We start from the raw sequence: 20,550 nt of genomic DNA, 5'->3' as shown, positions 1-20,550 counted from the left end.
GGATGCAGGAAAAAAGGTAGATACTTTAACAATATCAGTAGATTGACTTAAGATTGACTTACGATCGAGCAAGTTTTAGAGGAGATTTTGTATGTTTGGTCTGGGATTGCCCGAAATGGGCATTATTGCGGTGGTTGCCATACTAATTTTCGGCCCCAAGAAGATTCCTGAGTTAGGAAATGCTTTGGGCAAAACGCTGCGGAGTTTTAAGGAAGGGGTTGGTCAATCTGAGGATGAAGCTGTTGAGAAGGAGAAGGAAAAGGAGGAAAAGAGCCAGTCTGGGGATTAGATAAATTAGGGATCGTTCGATTTTAAAAATGCGATCGATTCTGGGGAGAGAAGGCGATCCACTAATTTTAAATGTCCATTAGTTGTCGCCATTCTCACATAATAGAGCTTCTAGATCGCGGTAGCCACTCAGCAGGCGTTCAACTGCAATCCCATTTTCAATGGGACGGTAGAAGATGATATAGTTTCCAATAGCAAAACCGCGCAATCCCGGTGCTAGTTCTTCATAACTCCGTCCCATTCTAGGAGATTTTGCAATTAAATTGCATTGGTTTCTAAAGGTTTCAACAAAACGCCTCGCTGCTGCAATATTATCGCGAGCAATATAATTTTTAATCTCCCTCAAATCATACTTAGCTTGAGTGCTCAGAAAATAGCTACTCATTGATTGCCCGCTCTTCTAATTCTATTTCTTCCAGAAGTTCTGCAACTACTTCTTCGCCATCAAAAGTTTCTCCTCTGTTCGATTGCTCAATACCAACAGCCACTTCTCGGCGAAGTTTTTCGATCCGCATTTGACGCTGCATATCTCGCTCTTCAAGCAGTCGCAATGCTTCCCGAATTACTTCACTAGCCGATAAATACCTGCCAGTGTTGACCTTTTGCCGAACAAATTTTTCTAATTCAGGTGTCAGCGATACATTCATAGCTGAGTTGAAGTTGTGATGTATTTAAGCTGATTTTAGCAGGAATGTCAAAGTTTGTCAAACTTTGTTATGGCTGAGATAGAGCAGGCTTTCCAAAAAGTTCCAGGGCGGGTTTCACCGACAATAAGTAGTAGGACACAATTAATTACACAAAACTCTGGGCTACAACCCTTGTTTAGTAAAAAATCAGCAAAGAATTAGTGTGTAATTAATTATGTCCAATTACTTAATTGCAATACTCCGGACAGTTTTTGAGACCGAGGCTGAAACCCTCATTCTACCGTTAGCATTTGACCTCACTGAGAAGGTGGAAACCCGCATTCTGCCGTTAGTGATTGAAAACTGTCCGGACTATTGTAATTGGGGAAAACCCGCAATCTCCTAAACCCGAAAGATCCCAACTATAAAATCTTTACGAATTAGGAAATTTTCGTTCTCTAACTTCTAAAGAATAATCTTTCACAGCTTGGGTAATTGTTTCTCGCAAATTGGCGTAAGCTTTCGCAAAAGGCGGCTGTTTTTCGGAAAGTCCCAACAAATCGGAAGTAACTAAAACTTGACCGTCGCAGTGCGGCCCGGCGCCGATACCAATGGTGGGAATAGTTAGTTTTTGGGTAATTTGAGCGGCTAAGTCTGCGGGAATGTGTTCTAAGACGATCGCAAAGGCACCGGCTTCTTGAAGCGCGATCGACTCTGCTATGATGCGATCGGCTGCTTCGGCCGTTTTTCCTTGTTTTTTATAACCGAGTTGGTGTACCGACTGCGGAGTTAAACCGACGTGTCCCATCACCGGAATTCCGGCGGATGTTAGCTGCGAAACTGTAGCGGCCATTGCTGGATATCCACCTTCCAATTTTACAGCTTGAGCGCCGGTTTCTTTCAAAACTCTCCCGGCCGAGTGCATGGCTTGCTGGGGACTTTCTTGGTAAGTCAAAAACGGCAAATCGACAACAATTAATCCTTGTTTAACTCCGCGGCGCACTGCTTTAGCGTGGTGCAGCATTTCATCGAGGGTTAGCGGCAGGGTTGTGTCGTAGCCTAAGACTGTCATGGCGAAGGAATCGCCGACTAGGATGATATCTACGCCGGCTTGATCGATGAGTTGGGCGATCGCATAATCATAAGCTGTCAGGGCAACAATTGACCGCCCTTGTTGTTTCCACTGAATTAATTGATGAGTAGTGACTGACATTTTAGTGCAAAAATATAATATTATCTGTCTTCTACAAAAACATCCTCAAAGTCTCTATAACCACTCAACACCCTTTCAATTTGGATACCATTTTTAATAACGCGGTAAAAAATTACATATTTATCTACAGGGAAACTGCGTAGAGACGGTGCTAATTCCTCACGACTGCGCCCCCTTTCTGGAAAATCTGCTAATAAACGAAATTTTTCCTGAAAAACATTAAGAAAATGGTTGGCTGCATTGGCGCTAAACAGCAACAGATAGTTCGTGAGTTCCCTTAAATCTTGCTTGGCGGGGGCACTCAAAGTGTATCGACTCATTTTTCACCCTCATCGGCTTGCTGAATCTCCTCACGCAGTTCTCTTAACACTTCTTCACCATCAAAAACCTCTCCGCGATCGGAAGCTTCAATTCCAATCATTATTTCCTTGCGGAGTTCCTCTAAACGCACCAAGCGTTCCATTTCTCGTTGTTCTAGCAATCGTAACGCAGCCCATACCACTTCAGAAGCTGATGAGTATCTACCGTTGTTGACTGTTGACTGAACAAACTGCTCTAGTTCGGGAGTTAAGGATATGTTCATTACGTTGAGTCACCTATTTGAGTCAACTACTATTTCCCATAATAACAAAAAACTATCAAATTTTGCGATCGGGATTTTAAACAAGGAATCAGAGACAAGTAAGCTCTAATGTAGGTAAATCAAGCATTTAACGTTAATCATCGAGATTTTACACGCGAATATAGCTTTGCATTCCCTCCGCCGGCAAAACAATCAACCGCTGATTTTTTAAGTCCGGTTCTAAACCCAAATCTTCGAGGGGAATTAAGCCGAGTAAAGGTTCTTCTCCTGCGGGAATTTCTACACAATCATACCTGCCTTCTCGTCCAGCTACGGCAAGAGTGACATCTTTGAACAGACGAAATTTTCTGGTTCCTATTGCCGTATGTCCGTCGATTTCACCTAGCATTGGCAAACCCAACTGACTGATAATATCTGCTGGTAAGCAGAGTCGAGTTGCGCCTGTATCGACTAAGACGTTATCGATGGTGATAGAGCGTATTTGCTCTGCGGGGATGAACCCTCTTTCTCCCAGAATTTCATCGATGTGATTGGTGACGGTTATTGTTGCGGTGACTCGGCCCATTTTTTTATCCTTTTGTTTTGCTAGAGAATGTTTTCGTTGTCTTTCGACTAAATGATCTACAATCGAGGTTGCCTATTTTACATTTTAACAATATTTGTAACTAAAAGCGCTGTTGTTCTTTATTCTTTAAATTGGGTTGAGAAATATGGCAACTTAATAGCAAAAATGTTCTCTAATTATTGAATTACGAAGCTTCTGCCATTCTTGTTTAGAAACATCTGCACGAGTTTTGTCACCCGATGGATCGCGGATATCCCAAATTGTATCTGCAATCCGATCTAGCGATCGCCCATGAGAACGATAATCGAAGTCCCAGAAAGCATCACCGACGCAATCTCCTTGTGTAGTAATCATTTCTCGATCGACTGTACTACGAATAGCATTCCATTCGCGGATGTAGGCAGAAGAATCTTCAGAACGCAATTTGCGGCCTCCTAATTGAGGATTCACTCTATAAAAAAACCAATCCGTAAACCTATCCACAGCTTGATTTCGTGATTCATAATCGCGCGCTGTAGCACTGTCTAGATTGGAACCACCGAGTACAAGGGCTATAGCTAACGCACACACCCCTAAAAACTTCGATTTTGACTTAATTGAAAGTGATTTAATTACCACGATGAAACCCAATAATAATTATCCATTTCCCCGATATAGCTGGTGAGATATCTTTTGTTTCCATCCATCTTTAGAACAAGAAAAACCTCCCGTTTTCGGTGCTAGAGTAGATAAACACCAATAATTTCTCCCATCAAACACAACGCCTTTTTTGATATATTGTAGATCAGAGAGAGGTTGCCACGGTCGCTCGATATTAGACTCGTCATAATATCGATATTGTTGTCCCTTGACCTCTAAACCCTGAGCCGTACCTCCCAACCAATAACGACCTTCTTGAATTATGTTTGATGACGATTTTTGTTGAGGGCTATCTGTCTTTTTCTCAAGCCACCAATTCCTCACAAAACGTTTTGTATTTTCAGAACCTCTTGTCGTAGCGACTATAACTAGCAGTTCTCCTTGTTGATTGATAAACTCAAAACGACAAGGCCCCTCTCCTGTACCCGAACAATCCTTAATCTCTTTATATCCCAAATCAAATAGCTCTTTAACCGAACGATCTCTGAGGTTGGGTTGACCCTGTAAGCTTGGCTGCCACCGTTGTTGAATCAGGATTTGGCGCGCCTCTTTGTATGGCATACCTTGTTGAAGAGGTATTTTTTTGGGGGCATTTACATAAATTTCAAGGCTGACTTGAACTTTTTTATTTAAAGCCTCGATAGTTGAATTTTCGGGTGGATTATTCAGGTAATTTTTTTTACTTTTTGTATCGATGTTTGCACTATTTATGCTGGGAAGTTGTTGCTGTGTGGCAGCATCCGCCAAACTTGTATATCCAATGGCGATTAGTCCCATCAAGGGTGCAATAATTCTGGTTGTAACAAGAGTGCGATCGCATATCCAATTTTTCATACTCATCGGTTTAAAACCTTTCTTTTTACAGAGTTGTGTAGAGATGACCTCTACTCTAGGAGTTATCTTCGATAAATGCTGCGCTGTAAGGCGATCGAGTCTCACAGTCCACAATTGGAAATATACATTTCGCGTCGAATTGCTGACCATTCACTAATGCCGATCCGATCGCTTTTGGGAATGGGCTGTCCGGTTCGTTGAGGATGGCGGCTATAAAAAATTGTATCTGCAAGTAAATCGTAGGTTTGCTCGTAGGTTTCGCCGTTAATTGTCGTGAATTCCCATCCTGTCTCTTCTGGGGCTGGCCTAAAACAGACTTCTTGTACCGACTTAACTCGTGGATCGATCGCTTCGCGCAATCTCCGCCATTGATTGCTATATTCGCGATCGCCCGCTTGCAGTTTGCGATTGTTTAACTGAGGATTAACCCTGTAGAATAAGAAATCGGTCAATCCATCGACGGCTTGTTCTCGCGATTCGGCTTTGGCTAGATTCTGGCTGCTGAGGACAAGGGCGATCGCCAGAGCACCAACCATTGAAAATCTTGAGACAGACTTAATTGATAACGACTCGATTAGCATATAGCAATCCTAAATCATTTGCATAATTATTGTAGGGGCAATCCGACCCCTACTCCCCGTGGTTGCCCGATAGATATGGGGTAGGCACTCTTAGCACTACCCCTACAAATGTATCTGAATCATTTAGGATTGCTATAGTGATTTGGTGTTAATTCCTACCGCCATCCCAACCACCTGAGCACGGGCACAATTAAATAATGACTCACTCCCAAACAAAGCCCGATCGCACTTCCCAACAAACCAAAAAACATAATCGAGCCCCAAACTTGCAGCCAGCCGAAGGTAACGTTAGACAGTGACAAAATCCCAAAGAAACTCCCCGGAAAAATGTTCCACGCATTCAGCAACAGAAACATTCCCGTAGAGAAAACAGCCACTACCAAAGCGTGAACTAATTGATGACTCCGCAAACCCATTCCCACAGTCATAGAGGCGATCGCAAAAGCTCCCAAAATAACCCCCTGCACACCACTAGAAGCTGTTGCTTCCATCCAGCACAAACCCGCCAACAAATAGCCCTGAGCTCCCATCAATCCAGACAGCCAATACTGTTTTTGCTGGCGAAAACTCCCCGCATCCGTCAAACCGATCGCAGTTCCGAACCCCGCAAATCCAAACAGCAGCACTTCCGGCCCGACGGCGAAAGTCATATTAGGAATTAATTGCTGCAAACCTTCATTTAGAAAACTGGCAATTTCCGGGCCAATAGGCGAAGCATAGGCCAAAACCAAACCGCCGATCGCCCCCGCAGTTCCACCAACGCCACCGAGTACCATTTCCCAGCCCGTATCCAGAGAAGCTACCACGATTTGGGCGATCGCGCCGAACAGCACAACCATCAAACTTCCCGTTTTTTGCGCCCCCGTCACCACTACTTGCCGGCAGAATTCTACAATAGCTTGACCCATTGGGGCGATCGCGATTTTCCCCTTACTCCTAGCATAAATCTCCTGCAAACGCGCCCGAACATCCCCAGCCGTCGCCGGACGTTCCCGCACGTTCGATCGCACCATATCGTCCAACAAATTCGCAAAAGGCGGACTCACAGATACAATGTGGCGCCATCGCAACTCTCCCGTCATCGGATCTTCAATTTCCGCCGGATACTTCCCCGTCAGCAAGTGAATGCAAGTCCGCCCCAGCGCATAAAAATCCGTCGCCGGCACCACACCGCCTCCCACAATTTGTTCCGGCGGACTGTACCCAGGCGAAATCAACCGCGTCGAACTCGGAGAATCTTTCCCCATCGGTTCGACACCGCCCATTTGTTTAACTCCCCCAAAGTCGATCGCCACCAATTGCAGTCCGCCCAAACCCTTGCTAAGCAAAACTTGGGGCGATTCCGGGTCTCGCAGCATCAAATTTGAGGGTTTAATGTCGCGGTGAATAATCTGAGACCTGTGCAACTCCTCTAAAATTTCCACAGCTTGACTCAGCCAACTAAACACCCATTCCTGCGGACATCCTTGAGGGTGCTCGTCGAGAACCTCTTCTAAAGTTTTGCCGTGAATCTTTTCCATTACCAAACAAGGCAGCCGCTTCGCCGCAGGATTTCCCTCCCCGCCTGCAAAATTTTGCGTTTGGACGTGAAAATAACCCTCACGATCGACTCTAGGGACGCCTGGGTGCTGCAAACCTGCCAAAACTTCAGCTTCTTGCTCGAACAGTTTCAGCGCTTTCGGGGCAGTTTCGAGCAACACTTTCAGAACGCGCTCGGTTTGAGTTTCTTTGTCCCAAACTGTGAAAATCGCTGCAAAACCCCCGGAAGCGAGGCTTTCTAGAGGCACATAGCGATTTTTTAGCTGCAGCGGAGCCCCGCAACTATGACAAAAATTGTTGCCCCAAGTCTGAGGGTAGGGCCTTGGGCAATCTGGATTGATGCAGTGGACGGCTTTTGAAGGGGGGTGAGGCACAACCAGAGTAAAAATGGGACTAAATATCCATACTAGACTTACGCGCAGCTAAGGCAGAAACCAGGTTTTCAGCGAGGTTAAATTGCTGTAACGACGGATTTGGTTTGAGAAACAAGCTTGCTCTTGCTGCACAAGCCCTGTCCATATTATGTGGTATCCTGTGGATTTTTGAGTTAGCGGTCTCAGATTCACGGGATTTTAGATTTTAGATTTTGGATTTTAGATTGCTACATACTGAATGGCAGTTGAGATCGATCTTAACTCCCAACCACAACTTTAGGTATTTCTAACTACTTCCCTCTGCCCCATTACCCATTACCAATTCTGATTTTTCAGTATTAAATTCTTTACATAAACCGTATTGCTCCGCTGTTCGGCTCGCTGCACAATATATTTCGATCGCTCAAAATTCCCCCCCACTCTGCGATCCCCAGCCTTTCCTCCTGCATCCTTCGCCACGGAAATTTCATAAGATATGTTACAAATATTTTCGGAATGTAAAGCAAAATAAACAATACTTATGATGATTAAAAGAATATTAAAATTGGAGAGTGACACTTTGTTGATATATTTTTAACAGCCTGCGATCGGGCAAAAAAATTAAGCGAATACTAGGAAGCGAGATATGGCTTACGCGCAAACCCAAACTCAATCAAAGGCTGGGTATAAAGCCGGAGTTCAAGACTATAAACTAACGTATTACACGCCGGACTACACGCCGAAAGATACAGATATTTTGGCTGCCTTCCGCGTCACACCGCAGCCGGGAGTTCCCCCAGAAGAAGCAGGCGCTGCTGTGGCTGCTGAATCTTCTACAGGTACATGGACGACTGTTTGGACTGACCTCCTGACCGACCTCGACCGCTACAAAGGTCGCTGCTACGACATCGAACCAGTTCCCGGTGAAGACAACCAATACATCTGCTTCATTGCTTATCCTTTGGATTTGTTTGAAGAAGGTTCCGTCACCAACTTGCTGACCTCTTTGGTGGGTAACGTGTTCGGTTTCAAAGCTCTGCGCGCTCTGCGTTTGGAAGACTTGCGGATTCCCATTGCTTACCTGAAAACCTTCCAAGGCCCTCCTCACGGTATTACCGTTGAGCGGGACAAATTGAACAAGTACGGTCGTCCTTTGCTGGGCTGTACAATTAAGCCCAAATTGGGTCTGTCTGCTAAGAACTACGGTCGTGCCGTTTACGAAGTTCTGCGCGGCGGTTTGGACTTCACCAAAGACGACGAAAACATCAACTCGCAACCGTTCATGCGCTGGCGCGATCGTTTCTTGTTCGTTCAAGAAGCTATTGAAAAAGCTCAAGCAGAAACCGGCGAAGTCAAGGGTCACTACCTCAACGTAACCGCCCCCACCTGCGAAGAAATGATGGAGCGGGCTGAGTTCGCTAAGGAAATCAAAACCCCCATCATCATGCACGACTACCTGACCGGTGGTTTCACTGCTAACACCACCTTGGCCAAATGGTGCCGCCGCAACGGTATCTTGCTGCACATTCACCGCGCTATGCACGCCGTGATTGACCGTCAGAAAAACCACGGTATCCACTTCCGCGTGCTTGCCAAGTGCTTGCGGATGTCCGGCGGCGACCACCTGCACTCCGGTACAGTTGTGGGCAAACTCGAAGGCGAAAAAGGCATCACGATGGGCTTCGTAGACTTGATGCGCGAAGACCACATCGAAGAAGACCGCAGCCGCGGTATTTACTTCACCCAAGATTGGGCCTCCATGCCCGGTGTCATGCCGGTTGCTTCTGGTGGTATCCACATCTGGCACATGCCGGCTTTGGTGGAAATCTTCGGCGACGACTCCTGCTTGCAGTTCGGCGGCGGCACCTTGGGCCACCCTTGGGGCAACGCACCTGGTGCAACTGCTAACCGCGTTGCTTTGGAAGCTTGCGTCCAAGCTCGTAACGAAGGCCGCAACTTGATGCGCGAAGGCGGCGACGTAATTCGCGAAGCTTGCAAATGGTCTCCTGAACTGGCTGTTGCTTGCGAACTCTGGAAAGAAATCAAGTTTGAGTTCGAGGCAATGGATACCCTTTAAGGATTTTTGGTTTGAGATTTTAGGTTTTAGGTCGCAAACTTGCTGGGAAGTCTTTATCTTTGAAGAAGATTTACAAGTAAGTTTGCATCCAAAATCTAAAATCCAAAATCTAAAATTTGAGGGGGCTGGGGTCAAAATGGATCTCAAACAAGTTGCGAAAGACACCGCTAAGGTGCTGGCAAGTTACCTAACCTATCAATCCGTGCGGATGGTGGTCGCTCAGTTGAGCGAAACCAATCCTCCTCTGGCAATCTGGTTGAATGACTTTTCCACTAAGGGCAAAATCCAAGATGGAGAAGCTTATATTCAAGAGTTGCTTTTGGAAAATCAAGATTTAGGCTTTCGGATCATGACTGTGCGAGAGTATCTGGCTCATGATGTGACAGAATATTTGCCAGAAATGGTTTGTACTGGCATTCAACAGGCGAATATGGAACACAGACGCCAGCATTTAGAGCGAACTACGCAACTTAATTGGTCTGTTCCTAGCAGTAATCCTGAAACATCAATAGATTCTGAACCGAATCTGGATAATTTGTCGAGTTAATCGATCGACAAGTGCGATCGAACACACACCTTAGAGATACAAAAATGAAGACTTTACCGAAAGAGCGTCGTTACGAAACTCTGTCCTATTTGCCCCCGCTGACAGACGCGCAAATTGCCAAGCAACTCCAGTACATCTTGGATCAAGGCTACATTCCCGGCGTAGAATTCAACGAAACCTCTGCTGCTGAAATGCGCTACTGGACTTTGTGGAAGTTGCCTTTGTTTGGTGCTCGCAGCGTCCAAGAAATCATGGCTGAAGTTCAAAGTTGCCGTCAAGAAAATCCTAGCTGCTACATCCGCGTCATGGGTTTTGACAACGTGAAGCAATGCCAAGTGCTGAGCTTCATCGTGCACAAGCCTAACACCAGAGGCTACTAAAAAGTATTGGCTGGCTAATCTAACTTTTAGGTTAACAGTCATTGCAGATTGGAGGCGGGGAATTTTCTCTGCCTCTTTTTTTATAGTTTGCAAATAGCTTTTAAAACTTGCAGCAACAAAATTGAAGGTTCGGACTCCATCAAAGTCAGAAAGGGCATTAGCTGATAGGTTGGGGGATTTCCTCTGCGGATATTGACAAACTGATAAAACTCTCCGCTAGTTGCCAATCCCCAAACAGACTCTTGATATTCTAAACTTTTAGAGGCGTAAGTTAGGAGTTGGGGCAAACCTGCGCGGGGAGCAATTAGACTATTTTTAGATTCTACTACTAAAATCCAAAATGGTATATCAGCGGCAATTTGTTTCTCTTTATTGATTGCTAAAATGTCTAATCTGCCTGTAATCGTTGTGTCTTCATCTTCTATAGTTATGTTAGCAATGTCTTGTTCTAGACTCATCTTGATTGGGCGGCGGTAGAAGCCAGCCAATCGCATTAAGGGAAACGTAGTTAAAGCCTGTACCAGTCCTTCAGAGACTCTTTCCACTGAGAGGTATTCGCGAAAATCGTTGCGGATTTGGGCGAGTTCTAACTGTTCTATCTCTGTTAAGGATTCTAAGGATAAAAAATTTGTGTACGTGTCATTATTAAGCTGCTCTTGGAATTTCAAAAATTGACTTACTTCACCGAGAGTTATATTTTTGGCGTTAATAGTTGTTGTCATATTTTGATAGGGATTTAAGTTTTAGTGATAATTATAACATAGAGATTGTGAGAGTCCACTTGCACCACTCTTAGGAACAGGCTTTTCGGCCTGTTCCACAACATATCAAGTTTCTTGTGGGGTATGCCGGAGAGCCGGCCCATATTCTTAGGAACAGGCTTTTCGGCCTGTTCCACGACATATTAAATTTTTTGTGGGGCGGGCATCTTGCCCGCCCATGAAAGTGACAAAGGGGATAACTGCGAACCTAATCTATCCTTTCCATCACAATTCCATCAACTATTTCATAACCCCAATTAGAGTTGCGATTTGCCAACTGCTGGGCCATGTCATATTCGCCCAAATTGCAGAGTTCAACTAACTTTTGATATCCTGCATCTCTTTCTCGCTGCAATCTTGACCGCCGCAGTTTTTCTCTCTCTTCCTCAGAAGGATTTGGTCGCTCTTCTCCCAGCGGATTAATATCGCTAACTCGTTTCATATTCGCCTCATTAAAAAGGGATTGATTCGACTATTTCACCGTCAACTATTTCGTACCCCCATTCTGGGTTTGCAGCGATTTGTTTTTCAACAATACTTCGACCGAGAGGAGTTTGGTAAGCTTTTTGCAAAGAGGAAATACTGGGGATTTCGGCGGCGGTTGGCGGCTCTTTTTGTTCGAGTTTTGGCGGTTCAGCAATTGTTTCAGATGTGGATTGATTTAAGGCTGATTGAGGCGCGATCGCCCCTAACTTCCGCATAACGCTATCCTTGGTGATTTGCGGTTTTTCGTTGAAGGAAGAGGGCAGATATGGTGTGTCAACCCCCTGCTGTTTTGCTTTGAGTGCATCGTCGGCAAGGCGATCGCACTTTCGCAAAAAACCCTCCCACAAATCCTTGCCCAAAACCGGGTTTCTCAAATCAGCACGGGCTTTAGATACTGCTGCTTCCAGCGGTTCTCCTTTGTGGACGTAATACTGAATTCGCTCTTCTTCAAAAGCAGGATAAGGCACTTCCGGCTCGATTTCCCAATCCCGCTGGACTTTCTGACTTTCTCCTAAAGGAATTCCGGCGATAAATTCCTCCCAAAAAGTCGAGGTTAAGCCTTTTGTCATGCTGTCAATAATTTTAAATGCCCATCCAGAAGGATTGCCGAATCCTAAATTATGCTCTTGAGCATATGCTTCTAAAGCTCGCTGAAAGTTGTGCAATTGTTCTTGAGAATTCCAAGGGCCGCTAAATCGGTAATTCGGGGTGACAGCAACGGCTATTTGCTGGCGGGGTTGCCCAAAATATTTGTCGGTTTTAACTACATGATTTGGGGGTGATGTTTCGGGTAATATTTCTACAGGGTGATTGTTGTTTTCGCGGCTTGTCTGTGGTATAATTCCGGCAGGATTGGATGTCCAAAAGTTATTGAGTTTTTCCTCAAAAGCGTCAATGTCCGCCCAGAGTTCTAGGGTGTCGGTATTGGGATTTGGTAGTTTTTCTTTGAGGAGCGATCGCACTTTGAGTTGCTGTCTCGCTAATTCCTGTTCTTCCTGATTTAAACCGGTGGCTTTTTCTATTTCTGCGCTGTTAGTTTTCACCCATTCGCCGGAGTTGGACTGTTGTGATTGCCATTGCAATAATTGGCAAAGAAAAATGCTCCCCACGACTCCGCCGGTAATTGTGGCAAGTTTGGGATAGTAGATGGTGGGATTTCCGAGATTTCCTAAAAATATTCCTATTTTCATTTTTTATATTCCTAATTCCCTTGAATAGTAGGGTGCTCTTCGGCGCACCTTACCTCGACTAAACTAGCATTGAGAAACTTAAGATTTTCTTTAAACTTGTGTCTATTGCTGACTGAATGGAGTTTCTAGAGGAAAGACGGGGATCGCATATTCGATCGCCTGATTGACAGGAATCAGTTAAACGTAATAATAAATTATTTACTGTACAGATCCTCCCAAAATGAATCCAGAACGCCAAGAGGCTTATTTGAACTTAATCGAGCGAGTGCTTACCTGTCCCAACGGCCAAGAACCAGAGGTTTTGAGTTCCTGTTCCGATTTAATTGATGCGGGATTTGTGCAAATGCTAATCCAGATATCGGCTTCAATGGCCCGCGAAGGTGACGAAGATACTGCTAATTTTTTAGTGCAACTTGCTCGTTTGCTGGGGAAATCTTTGGGTTTGTCGCCGGATTTGATGCTGGCTGGGTACAGTAGTGGACAGGGGTAGAGAAAAAGTGCGTTAGCGAAGCCCTCGAAGAGGATCGCCTCGTTGTATCATGTTTCGATAAATTGGGGCGATTCCCTACCCTTGGGGATAGCTTTGCTTCACGTACTTTTTCAAGGCATGGATGGCTTTACAGTTTATATTTTAGGGGTTCGCAAAACTCATTCACCCCAGTTTTAAATACATAAATAATCACCGAAGTCACCAAAATATCCGGGCAAATTTTGGCTGCAACTAAATCTCTAAATGCCGCATTCAATTGTCCGTTTGTCAACTCTGCTTTAACCTCTGATTTGCAGATAGCAACGCGGCATCTTTTGGCCAATCCGTCTAACCAATTTTCTGAGATATTTGGTTCTTGTCCGGCTTGAATTGCTAGAGATATCGCTGCATCTTCGATATTACCTTCGCAATCCTCGATGGCGTCTAGGGCTTTGAGGGCTTCGGGATATTCGGCTAATTGCGAGCGAAATTGGGCAATTTGTTGTGAGGTAATAATCACCATATTATTGTCCTGGGTTCTCTGTTGGCGGGATAAGTTTAGCAATTAAAGTTGCTATTATAGCATTTTTTCATTAAGGTGGGAATTGGGCGATCGAACTTAATTACATTTTCAACTAATATTTTGCACCTCGCAATAGTCTGTCTGGGGCTTAAGCCCTGGTATTAAAGCTTAAGTCCGGGCTATGAGGAGTGATGTTAAAATTGACAAAAGGCGGCGCTAAAATAGGTTTGCAGGGCTCATATTTCTAGGGAGTTAGGAAAAATGACAACCATTATTTTAAACTTAGATACTGTCGAATTAACCGACGAACAATTTTACCGTTTATGCCAGATGAATCGAGATTGGCAATTTGAACGGACACCTAAAGGAGAAATCATTATTATGTCACCCGTAGGCGGAGTTAACGCCAATCGAGAAGCCTATTTAATTACAGATTTGGGCTTGTGGAACCGTAAAACGCAGCTAGGGAGAGTGTTTAGTTATTCTACAATTTTTCGCTTGCCTAATAATGGCTATCGAGTTCCAGACGCCGCTTGGGTTAGCTTAGAAAGATGGTCTGCTTTAACAGCAGAATAACAAGAGAAATTTCCGCCAATCTGTCCTGATTTTCTCATAGAATTGCGTGAAGCGAAGCTATCCCGAAGGGAATCGCGCCCAGACCCGCTGCGGCCGCTGCAGGAGAAAATGCAGGAGTATCTAAACAGCGGTTTACGCTTGGGTTGGTTAATTAATCCTCTAGACGAACAAGTTGAGATTTATCGCCCTTCTCGCGAAGTAGAGATTGTACAATTTCCTGTAAGTTTATCGGGAGAAGATGTCTTGCCCGGATTTGTTCTTAATTTGCCGATGATTTGATATTGGATCAAATTTTTCCTGTTTCCAACTCTATTTTCTTCGGACAAATATCATCATCGTACCAACCAGTCAAAGCCACCGCCAAAGCATCCGCCGCATCGTCGGGTTTCGGAATGTAACCCAACTCCAACTCCCGCGCCACGGCATCTTGCACTTCAGACTTATCCGCATTACCGCGCCCTGTCAAAGCTTGCTTAATTTGAGCCGGCGTAAACTCGAACAGCGGCACTCCACACTGCGCCAATACTAGGGTCAAAACGCCCCGCGCTTGCGCTACAAGTATGGTATTCCCCATCTTGTAAAAGAACAGTTTTTCGGCAATTGCTATATCAGGTTTAATCTGTTCAATTACCTCGTGCAAATCATCGTAAATTGTTTTCAAGCGCTGTCCCATTTCCTGTTTTGGCGTTGTTTGTATGACGCCGCAATCAATCATGGAAACGCTGTTTTTATCTTGTTTGCCAGGGACAATTTGACAACTAATTGCCCCGTAGCCAAGATTGGCCAAGCCCGGATCTAATCCTAAAATTCGTTTTTCCATTGCCCGAATTAGTAATTGGAACTGGGAAGGAGGCATTAAAAATTTGGGAAATGTTTCCTCACTACCCATTACCAATTACCAATTATTAATTACCCCTCAGTTGTTTCTAGGCCGAATACCCGATCGAACACTTTAGTCACTTTATACCCCGAATCTATTGATTCTAGCGGGTCTTTCCGCAACCGGTGCCGCAAACACAGAGTCATCACCCGGCGAATATCGTCCACAGTCACCTCTGTGCGACATTCCAAAGCCGTGAAAGCTTTCGCAGCCCGATTCGTGACCAAATCGCCCCGCAGCCCGTCTACGTCCAATTCCGCGCAAACTTGGGAGATTTTTACCCGCAACTCTCGATCGATAGTTACCGATTTCAATCTTTCCTGGGCTTCCACCAACTTCTGCTGCATCTCATCTTGTTCGCGCTGGTATTTCGCGAGAAACTCCGCCGGATTTTGGTCAAAACTAGAGCGCTGTTCGACAATTTCCACTCTTAAATTCGGGTCTTTTACAGTCCGAATTTCTGCGTGCATCCCGAATCTGTCGAGCAACTGCGGCCGCAATTCTCCTTCTTCTGGATTCCCGGAACCGATTAAAATAAACTTAGCCGGGTGGCGGATCGAAATGCCTTCTCTTTCAACAGTATTCCAACCGCTGGCGGCGGAGTCGAGCAAAACATCGACTAAATGATCGTCGAGCAAATTGACTTCATCAACGTACAGAATGCCACGGTTAGCCTTAGCTAAAAGACCGGGTTCAAAAGCTTTAACACCTTCCGACAAAGCTTTCTCGATGTCGATCGTACCGCAAACTCGGTCTTCGGTAGCGCCCAAAGGTAAATCTACCATTTGAACTTTTTTGCGGGCGATTTTAATGTCAGTTTGGGATAAAGTGCGATCGCGCACCTCATCGCTCATCAAATCAGGATCAGTGGGATGACTGTTAAAAGGATCGTCAGCCACCACCTCAATTTCCGGCAGCAAATCAGTGAGGGCGCGGATTGTGGTAGATTTACCAGTACCTCGATCGCCCATAATCATCACCCCGCCAATTTTGGGATCGATGACATTCAACAGCAGCGCCAGTTTCATCTCCTCCTGGCCAACAATTGCAGTGAAGGGAAAAACAGCGCGGCGGGCTGGGGTAGCGGTAACGGTTGGTAGAGCGCCCGCATTTAGGGTATTGCTGACTTCGGCAGTAGGACTCACAGGATAACTCAAAATATAATAATTGCTTGTTTATTGTAGGGGATAAGGGATTGTCTGGGGCGATCGCACTTGTAGGGCCCGCACGGAGCACAAAGTCGCTTCAACATCCAAGCGCAACGCCAGATTTGTTGCATTTACATTGTAGATTTTGGCGGGCAGGATGCCCAACCCCTACTCCCCACAATAGTTTGAACCAAAATCACCAGGTACATTCAATGTAGGTAGCGCCTTCAACACTCAAGCGCAACTAAGCTTTTCTCGATCGCGACTTACGCATCAAAACCAAAGAAACCGGGTTTTTTGCCGTTTCTGCGGTTTGTAACGAAATATTGTCGCAAAAAACGGTTTCTGACCACCGGTGCGTTCAGGAGTATTTATTTGAATTGCAGCTTTGGGCGGGCTCTCCTCCCCACCCCACAATAGTTTCAGTCAACTGAACCAGTAAGTTAAATGCGGGGTGGCTTTGAATTTTTGGGCGATCGGCAACCCAACTGTAAACTAATGTAACGATTTCCTGCGATTCGCATAAAAACCTCAAGTTCCCCCAGATAGATAATTAAGAGCGCTTTGCTCGCAAAGTGCTGTAACTTTGGGCGATCGGGCAACGCTAATGTAAACTTATGTAACAATTTTCCCGAATTTGCATAAAACCCTCAAGTTCCGCCAGATATATATTTGAGTCCACTTTGAAGCAAATTTTTTTCATGGTAGTTAGTCCAAGACGCAGAAACAACGTATTTCTATCATTATTCGCTGTGCTACGTAATCGCAACCCTTTGTTTTTAGCGGTTCTTGCGTCTAGGACTGGTAGTATAGCTGTCGATCGACGATTAAGGAGCTTTAAAGTAATCGTCATTAAATTCGGTTTAAAGGAGTTTTAAGTAATGTCATAAAGTCCTGTTTCTTTGATACTTTACACAAAGTTAACAAATCTTCTGCATTGGGGATGCTTTACATCTGCCGTGCTTTGCTAACAGTCTGGTGGGCAATAGCGCTAATACTTTATTAGTGCTTAATTTCTATGGTTTTTGGCTCTTTCACAGTCATCCTACCAAAAATTATATTGGCGATCGTAAAGTTCCTGTAAAGTCTTTAATGTAAAAAAACCGTATTCCTACGTATTGCTTTTTTTTTGCTTTCTGATAATATAAAAACGAGGTAAAATTTGGATTAAAATCTGACACGCTGGCAAATATCACTAAAGCTTCTTCACAAATAAATGCAATACTTCCCTGCTTCGTTGAAACAGTAAACAAGCAGTCTTGAAAGTTTACATTTTGAGGAAAATTTCAGGTGGCTCGAAATGCTCAAAAACGCACCGGAGAAAACATAAAAACATAATAAGGCGAGCGCTTCTCAACAACTGATTTAACCAACTATTTTTCAGGGGTACAAATGGCTGAACTTAACATCGGGGCATTGGCTGACGGCAAAACCTACACAGGTAGTGTTGGCGCTACAAATATCTACGACCTTTACAAATTTAATATCACCAGTCCGGGAAGTTTCCAATTTTCGATCGACGGTTTGAGCGGGAATGCCGACGTATTTTTGTTAAACTCTAGTGGCGAAACCCTTTACAGTTCCACCAACGCGGGAACCAGTGCAGAAACAATTAGTGTTGACAGCTTACTAGCCGGAGACTATTCAGTCAAAGTTTTGCAAATCAGTGGCGACATCAAATACACGCTGAATTTAGCACCAACTAGCACTCAAAAAGCATCCGACGCAGACACCCTCACTGGTGCCAAATCGGATTCTCCACTTCCCTCAAACAGCGCCGCAACTTCGGAAAAACCCACTGCAAACATAGATGTAATTACAGGAAGTGCTGTTGATGACAAGACTGTCACCGCAGAAACAACATCAACAACTACCGACAAACCAGTCACTACAGACTCCGAAACAACTCTCACATCTGAACCAGAAAAACCTGTAGCAACGACTGAATCTGCCACAGAAACATCAACAACTACCGACAAACCAGTCACTAGCGACTCCGAAACAACTCTCACATCTGAACCAGAAAAACCTGTAGCAACGAGTGAATTGGCGGCAGAAACAACATCAACAACTACCAACAAACCAGTCACTACCGTCTCCGAAATAACTCTCACATCGGAACCAGAAAAACCTGTAGCAACGAGTGAATTGGCGGCAGAAACAACATCAACAACTACCGACAAACCCGTCACTACCGTCTCCGAAATAACTCTCCCATCTGAACCAGAAAAACCTGTAGCAACAAGTGAATCTGCTAGCGAAAAACTGCCAAGTGAAGAGACTACATCTCCACCAGACAAACCACCAACCGATTCTGCAATTTCAACCGCCGAAAAACCCAGCGAAACTGTTGCCACAAACAATCTAAATAGCACAACCGCCACCAAAACAGATGCAGTTGCAGGCGAAACTGTCGCCACTCAAGAACAAAAAATAGGCGAGACTGTAGTTACTATTTCCCCAGATGCCAGCAAGCCAGAAGACGAAACAACTACTGACACTAGCAACGGGGAAGAAACAGAGAAAGAGAATTCAACTACTACAGTAGCAACAACTGAAACCAAAAAAGAACCAGAACCGACTACAGACAAAAAGTTAATTTCTCCCTTTACATCGGGGGTATTTACTACCGATGAAACTGGTCGGATCAGTGTAGACTACACATTTGATGGTGGGAGGTTCCAAGGTGAGTTAGCTATTTTCAGCTTAGACGATTTAGACAAATTTGAACCAGGTTCCGAAGCATTCATTAAAGAAGTAGCTGCGCGTTCTTTAAGTAACTCGGTGAAAGGTCATGTAGTGATTAATGATGCTACAGAAGGTGCGCGGTTTTCCGGTTTCTTAGGAGAGAGTAATGCCAATGAAGGAGCCTACTTAGGAGTCAAGAGTTTTGCCGTTACTGCTGGGGGTAAATATGGGGTGATGTTGGTACCCAATGGTAGTGTCAAGTCTGTGTTTGATAATCCGACTGTTGGGGGCGCTCAACGTCCTTTATTTTCTATGGCTATGGCGAATCCTGTGGCGGGATTTCACTTTGGTCAAATTGCGGATATAACCGGAGAAGGTAACACCTTTATCATGGAGGATATGCGGTTAGATGCCGGGAGTGATAGGGATTACAACGATATCATTTTCCAAGTGCGGGGTGCGACGGCAACAACTGCTTTGGTGGATAGTGTGATTAACCCCGATAAAGAGTGGCGGAAAACAGATTTGGGCAAGGCACTTATTGCTTATGCGAAACCTTACATTACCCCGGAACCAAAACCAAATGTAGATGCTGAATTATCCGATTTACTTGATGATTTAGAAACGGAAATTCTGAATCCATCAACTTCAGATAAAGAGACTCCAAAAACTCCAGCGCCTGTCGCAAATACCGACACCAATACTACTGATGCAACCAAGGTTGTACCAACGGATAAGGTAGATGCAAATCCTACTACTCCAGCGGTGACGACTGAGGAAGAAGTCAAAGATACTGCGAATAATTCGGGTGATTCGACTCAAGTTGAAACAACCGACAAAGTAGATGCAAAGCCTACTGCTCCAGCGGTGACGACTGAGGAAGAAGTCAAAGATACTGCGAATAATTCGGGTGATTCGACTCAGGTTGAAACAACCGACAAAGTAGATGCAAAGCCTACTACTCCAGCGGTGACGACTGAGGAAGAAGTCAAAGATATTGCGAATAATTCTGGTGATTCAACTCAAGTTGAAACTACCGAAAAGGTAGATGGAAATCCGACAACAGGTGCGACAACTACACCAACTGCTGGCAAAGATACTGTGGCGGATTCGACTGAAAAATTACCAGTTGAAAAAACGCCTATTCCCGCAGCGACAACTGAGGTAAAAGACAAAGTTACTGAAGCACCAGCGATGCCAACTTTGCCAGCTAAATCTACTACTGAGACGGAAGTTGCTGCAACGATACCAACTGAGAAAGTAGAAACAAAGCCGTCAGTTTTGCCAGCGGAAACTCAGGCGAAAGTAGAAACAAAGCCGTCAGTTTTGCCAGCGGAAACTCTGACAAAGGTAGAAACAAAACCCGAAGTTTTGCCAGCGGAAACTCAGGCTAAGGTAGAAACAAAACCCGAAGTTTTGCCAGCGGAAAGTCTGACAAAGGTAGAAACAAAGCCGTCAGTTTTGCCAGCGGAAACTCTGACACAAGTAGAAACTCAACCCGAAGTTTTGCCAGCCGAAACCCCGGCTAAAGTAGAAACAAAGCCGTCAGTTTTGCCAGCGGAAACTCTGACAAAGGTAGAAACAAAACCCGAAGTTTTGCCAGC

General features: G+C 44.8%; 22 protein-coding genes and 1 pseudogene. 7 read left to right on the top strand and 16 right to left on the bottom strand.

Annotation, left to right across the window (positions count from 1 at the left end; translation table 11 throughout):
• Positions 1-91 precede the first annotated feature (91 nt).
• On the top strand, positions 92-289 hold the full coding sequence (locus QUB12_RS02185) for a TatA/E family twin arginine-targeting protein translocase (protein ID WP_333138464.1): 198 nt from the start codon (positions 92-94) through the stop codon (positions 287-289).
• Positions 290-367: 78 nt separating this feature from the next.
• Here QUB12_RS02185 and QUB12_RS02180 read toward each other — a convergent pair whose 3' ends face one another.
• The 10 genes from QUB12_RS02180 to QUB12_RS02135 form a co-directional block, all read right to left on the bottom strand.
• A complete protein-coding gene (locus QUB12_RS02180; RefSeq protein ID WP_333138462.1) occupies positions 368-673 on the bottom strand; it encodes a type II toxin-antitoxin system RelE/ParE family toxin in 306 nt (101 codons plus the stop codon).
• A complete protein-coding gene (locus QUB12_RS02175) occupies positions 666-935 on the bottom strand; it encodes a type II toxin-antitoxin system ParD family antitoxin (RefSeq protein WP_333138460.1) in 270 nt (89 codons plus the stop codon). The genes QUB12_RS02180 and QUB12_RS02175 overlap by 8 nt, the downstream gene beginning before the upstream one ends.
• 412 nt (positions 936-1,347) lie before the next feature.
• Positions 1,348-2,127: a 3-methyl-2-oxobutanoate hydroxymethyltransferase gene (gene panB / locus QUB12_RS02170; protein WP_333138457.1), complete on the bottom strand. Its 780-nt coding sequence runs from the start codon at positions 2,125-2,127 to the stop codon at positions 1,348-1,350.
• A gap of 20 nt (positions 2,128-2,147) precedes the next feature.
• The gene (locus QUB12_RS02165; RefSeq protein ID WP_333138455.1) at positions 2,148-2,447 is read right to left on the bottom strand and encodes a type II toxin-antitoxin system RelE/ParE family toxin; all 300 of its coding nucleotides are present in this window, start codon (positions 2,445-2,447) and stop codon (positions 2,148-2,150) included.
• Positions 2,444-2,710 carry a type II toxin-antitoxin system ParD family antitoxin gene (locus QUB12_RS02160; RefSeq protein ID WP_333054747.1) on the bottom strand — a complete coding sequence of 89 codons (267 nt, stop codon included), beginning with the start codon at positions 2,708-2,710 and terminating at the stop codon, positions 2,444-2,446. The genes QUB12_RS02165 and QUB12_RS02160 overlap by 4 nt, the downstream gene beginning before the upstream one ends.
• A gap of 148 nt (positions 2,711-2,858) precedes the next feature.
• Complete coding sequence (locus QUB12_RS02155; RefSeq protein ID WP_333103388.1) at positions 2,859-3,275, bottom strand: aspartyl protease family protein; 417 nt, start codon at positions 3,273-3,275, stop codon at positions 2,859-2,861.
• A gap of 153 nt (positions 3,276-3,428) precedes the next feature.
• Entirely contained in the window at positions 3,429-3,893 is a 465-nt protein-coding gene (locus QUB12_RS02150; RefSeq protein ID WP_333305261.1) for a hypothetical protein, read from the bottom strand.
• Between the two features lie 18 nt (positions 3,894-3,911).
• Positions 3,912-4,748: a hypothetical protein gene (locus tag QUB12_RS02145; RefSeq protein ID WP_333300158.1), complete on the bottom strand. Its 837-nt coding sequence runs from the start codon at positions 4,746-4,748 to the stop codon at positions 3,912-3,914.
• A gap of 101 nt (positions 4,749-4,849) precedes the next feature.
• Complete coding sequence (locus QUB12_RS02140) at positions 4,850-5,284, bottom strand: hypothetical protein (protein WP_333138447.1); 435 nt, start codon at positions 5,282-5,284, stop codon at positions 4,850-4,852.
• A 200-nt stretch (positions 5,285-5,484) separates the two neighbouring features.
• Complete coding sequence (locus QUB12_RS02135; RefSeq protein ID WP_333138445.1) at positions 5,485-7,242, bottom strand: serine/threonine-protein kinase; 1,758 nt, start codon at positions 7,240-7,242, stop codon at positions 5,485-5,487.
• A 625-nt stretch (positions 7,243-7,867) separates the two neighbouring features.
• Between QUB12_RS02135 and QUB12_RS02130 the strand changes: the two genes are divergently transcribed.
• The 3 genes from QUB12_RS02130 (at position 7,868) to QUB12_RS02120 (ending at position 10,225) form a co-directional block, all read left to right on the top strand.
• On the top strand, positions 7,868-9,298 hold the full coding sequence (locus QUB12_RS02130) for a form I ribulose bisphosphate carboxylase large subunit (RefSeq protein WP_333045238.1): 1,431 nt from the start codon (positions 7,868-7,870) through the stop codon (positions 9,296-9,298).
• Between the two features lie 136 nt (positions 9,299-9,434).
• Positions 9,435-9,845, top strand: coding sequence for a RuBisCO chaperone RbcX (gene rcbX / locus QUB12_RS02125; RefSeq protein WP_333138541.1), 411 nt, complete (start codon positions 9,435-9,437; stop codon positions 9,843-9,845).
• Positions 9,846-9,889: 44 nt separating this feature from the next.
• Positions 9,890-10,225 carry a ribulose bisphosphate carboxylase small subunit gene (locus QUB12_RS02120; protein WP_332954823.1) on the top strand — a complete coding sequence of 112 codons (336 nt, stop codon included), beginning with the start codon at positions 9,890-9,892 and terminating at the stop codon, positions 10,223-10,225.
• A gap of 80 nt (positions 10,226-10,305) precedes the next feature.
• Here QUB12_RS02120 and QUB12_RS02115 read toward each other — a convergent pair whose 3' ends face one another.
• The 3 genes from QUB12_RS02115 to QUB12_RS02105 form a co-directional block, all read right to left on the bottom strand.
• Entirely contained in the window at positions 10,306-10,947 is a 642-nt protein-coding gene (locus QUB12_RS02115) for a restriction endonuclease subunit R (RefSeq protein WP_333138442.1), read from the bottom strand.
• A 247-nt stretch (positions 10,948-11,194) separates the two neighbouring features.
• Positions 11,195-11,428, bottom strand: coding sequence for a hypothetical protein (locus tag QUB12_RS02110; protein WP_333305258.1), 234 nt, complete (start codon positions 11,426-11,428; stop codon positions 11,195-11,197).
• Between the two features lie 10 nt (positions 11,429-11,438).
• The gene (locus QUB12_RS02105; RefSeq protein ID WP_333305256.1) at positions 11,439-12,662 is read right to left on the bottom strand and encodes a hypothetical protein; all 1,224 of its coding nucleotides are present in this window, start codon (positions 12,660-12,662) and stop codon (positions 11,439-11,441) included.
• 220 nt (positions 12,663-12,882) lie between these two features.
• Between QUB12_RS02105 and QUB12_RS02100 the strand changes: the two genes are divergently transcribed.
• Positions 12,883-13,152 carry a hypothetical protein gene (locus tag QUB12_RS02100; RefSeq protein ID WP_333138436.1) on the top strand — a complete coding sequence of 90 codons (270 nt, stop codon included), beginning with the start codon at positions 12,883-12,885 and terminating at the stop codon, positions 13,150-13,152.
• Between the two features lie 127 nt (positions 13,153-13,279).
• Here the strand turns inward: QUB12_RS02100 and QUB12_RS02095 are convergent, their stop codons facing one another.
• Entirely contained in the window at positions 13,280-13,654 is a 375-nt protein-coding gene (locus tag QUB12_RS02095) for a hypothetical protein (RefSeq protein WP_333305254.1), read from the bottom strand.
• Between the two features lie 261 nt (positions 13,655-13,915).
• Between QUB12_RS02095 and QUB12_RS02090 the strand changes: the two are divergent.
• Positions 13,916-14,509 (top strand): annotated as a pseudogene (locus QUB12_RS02090) (Uma2 family endonuclease).
• 7 nt (positions 14,510-14,516) lie between these two features.
• Here QUB12_RS02090 and ruvC read toward each other — a convergent pair.
• A complete protein-coding gene (ruvC, locus tag QUB12_RS02085; RefSeq protein WP_333138429.1) occupies positions 14,517-15,050 on the bottom strand; it encodes a crossover junction endodeoxyribonuclease RuvC in 534 nt (177 codons plus the stop codon).
• Between the two features lie 89 nt (positions 15,051-15,139).
• Positions 15,140-16,255, bottom strand: a complete 1,116-nt coding sequence (bchI, locus tag QUB12_RS02080; protein WP_333305251.1) for a magnesium chelatase ATPase subunit I — start codon at positions 16,253-16,255, stop codon at positions 15,140-15,142.
• A gap of 1,395 nt (positions 16,256-17,650) precedes the next feature.
• Between bchI and QUB12_RS02075 the strand changes: the two genes are divergently transcribed.
• A partial coding sequence (locus QUB12_RS02075) for a DUF4114 domain-containing protein (protein WP_333305249.1) occupies positions 17,651-20,550 on the top strand: 2,900 nt, incomplete at its 3' end.

It is taken from the genome of Microcoleus sp. B7-D4, assembly GCF_036705125.1.
Lineage (GTDB): Bacteria > Cyanobacteriota > Cyanobacteriia > Cyanobacteriales > Microcoleaceae > Microcoleus.
This window is presented reverse-complemented; position numbering and strand designations above follow the sequence as displayed.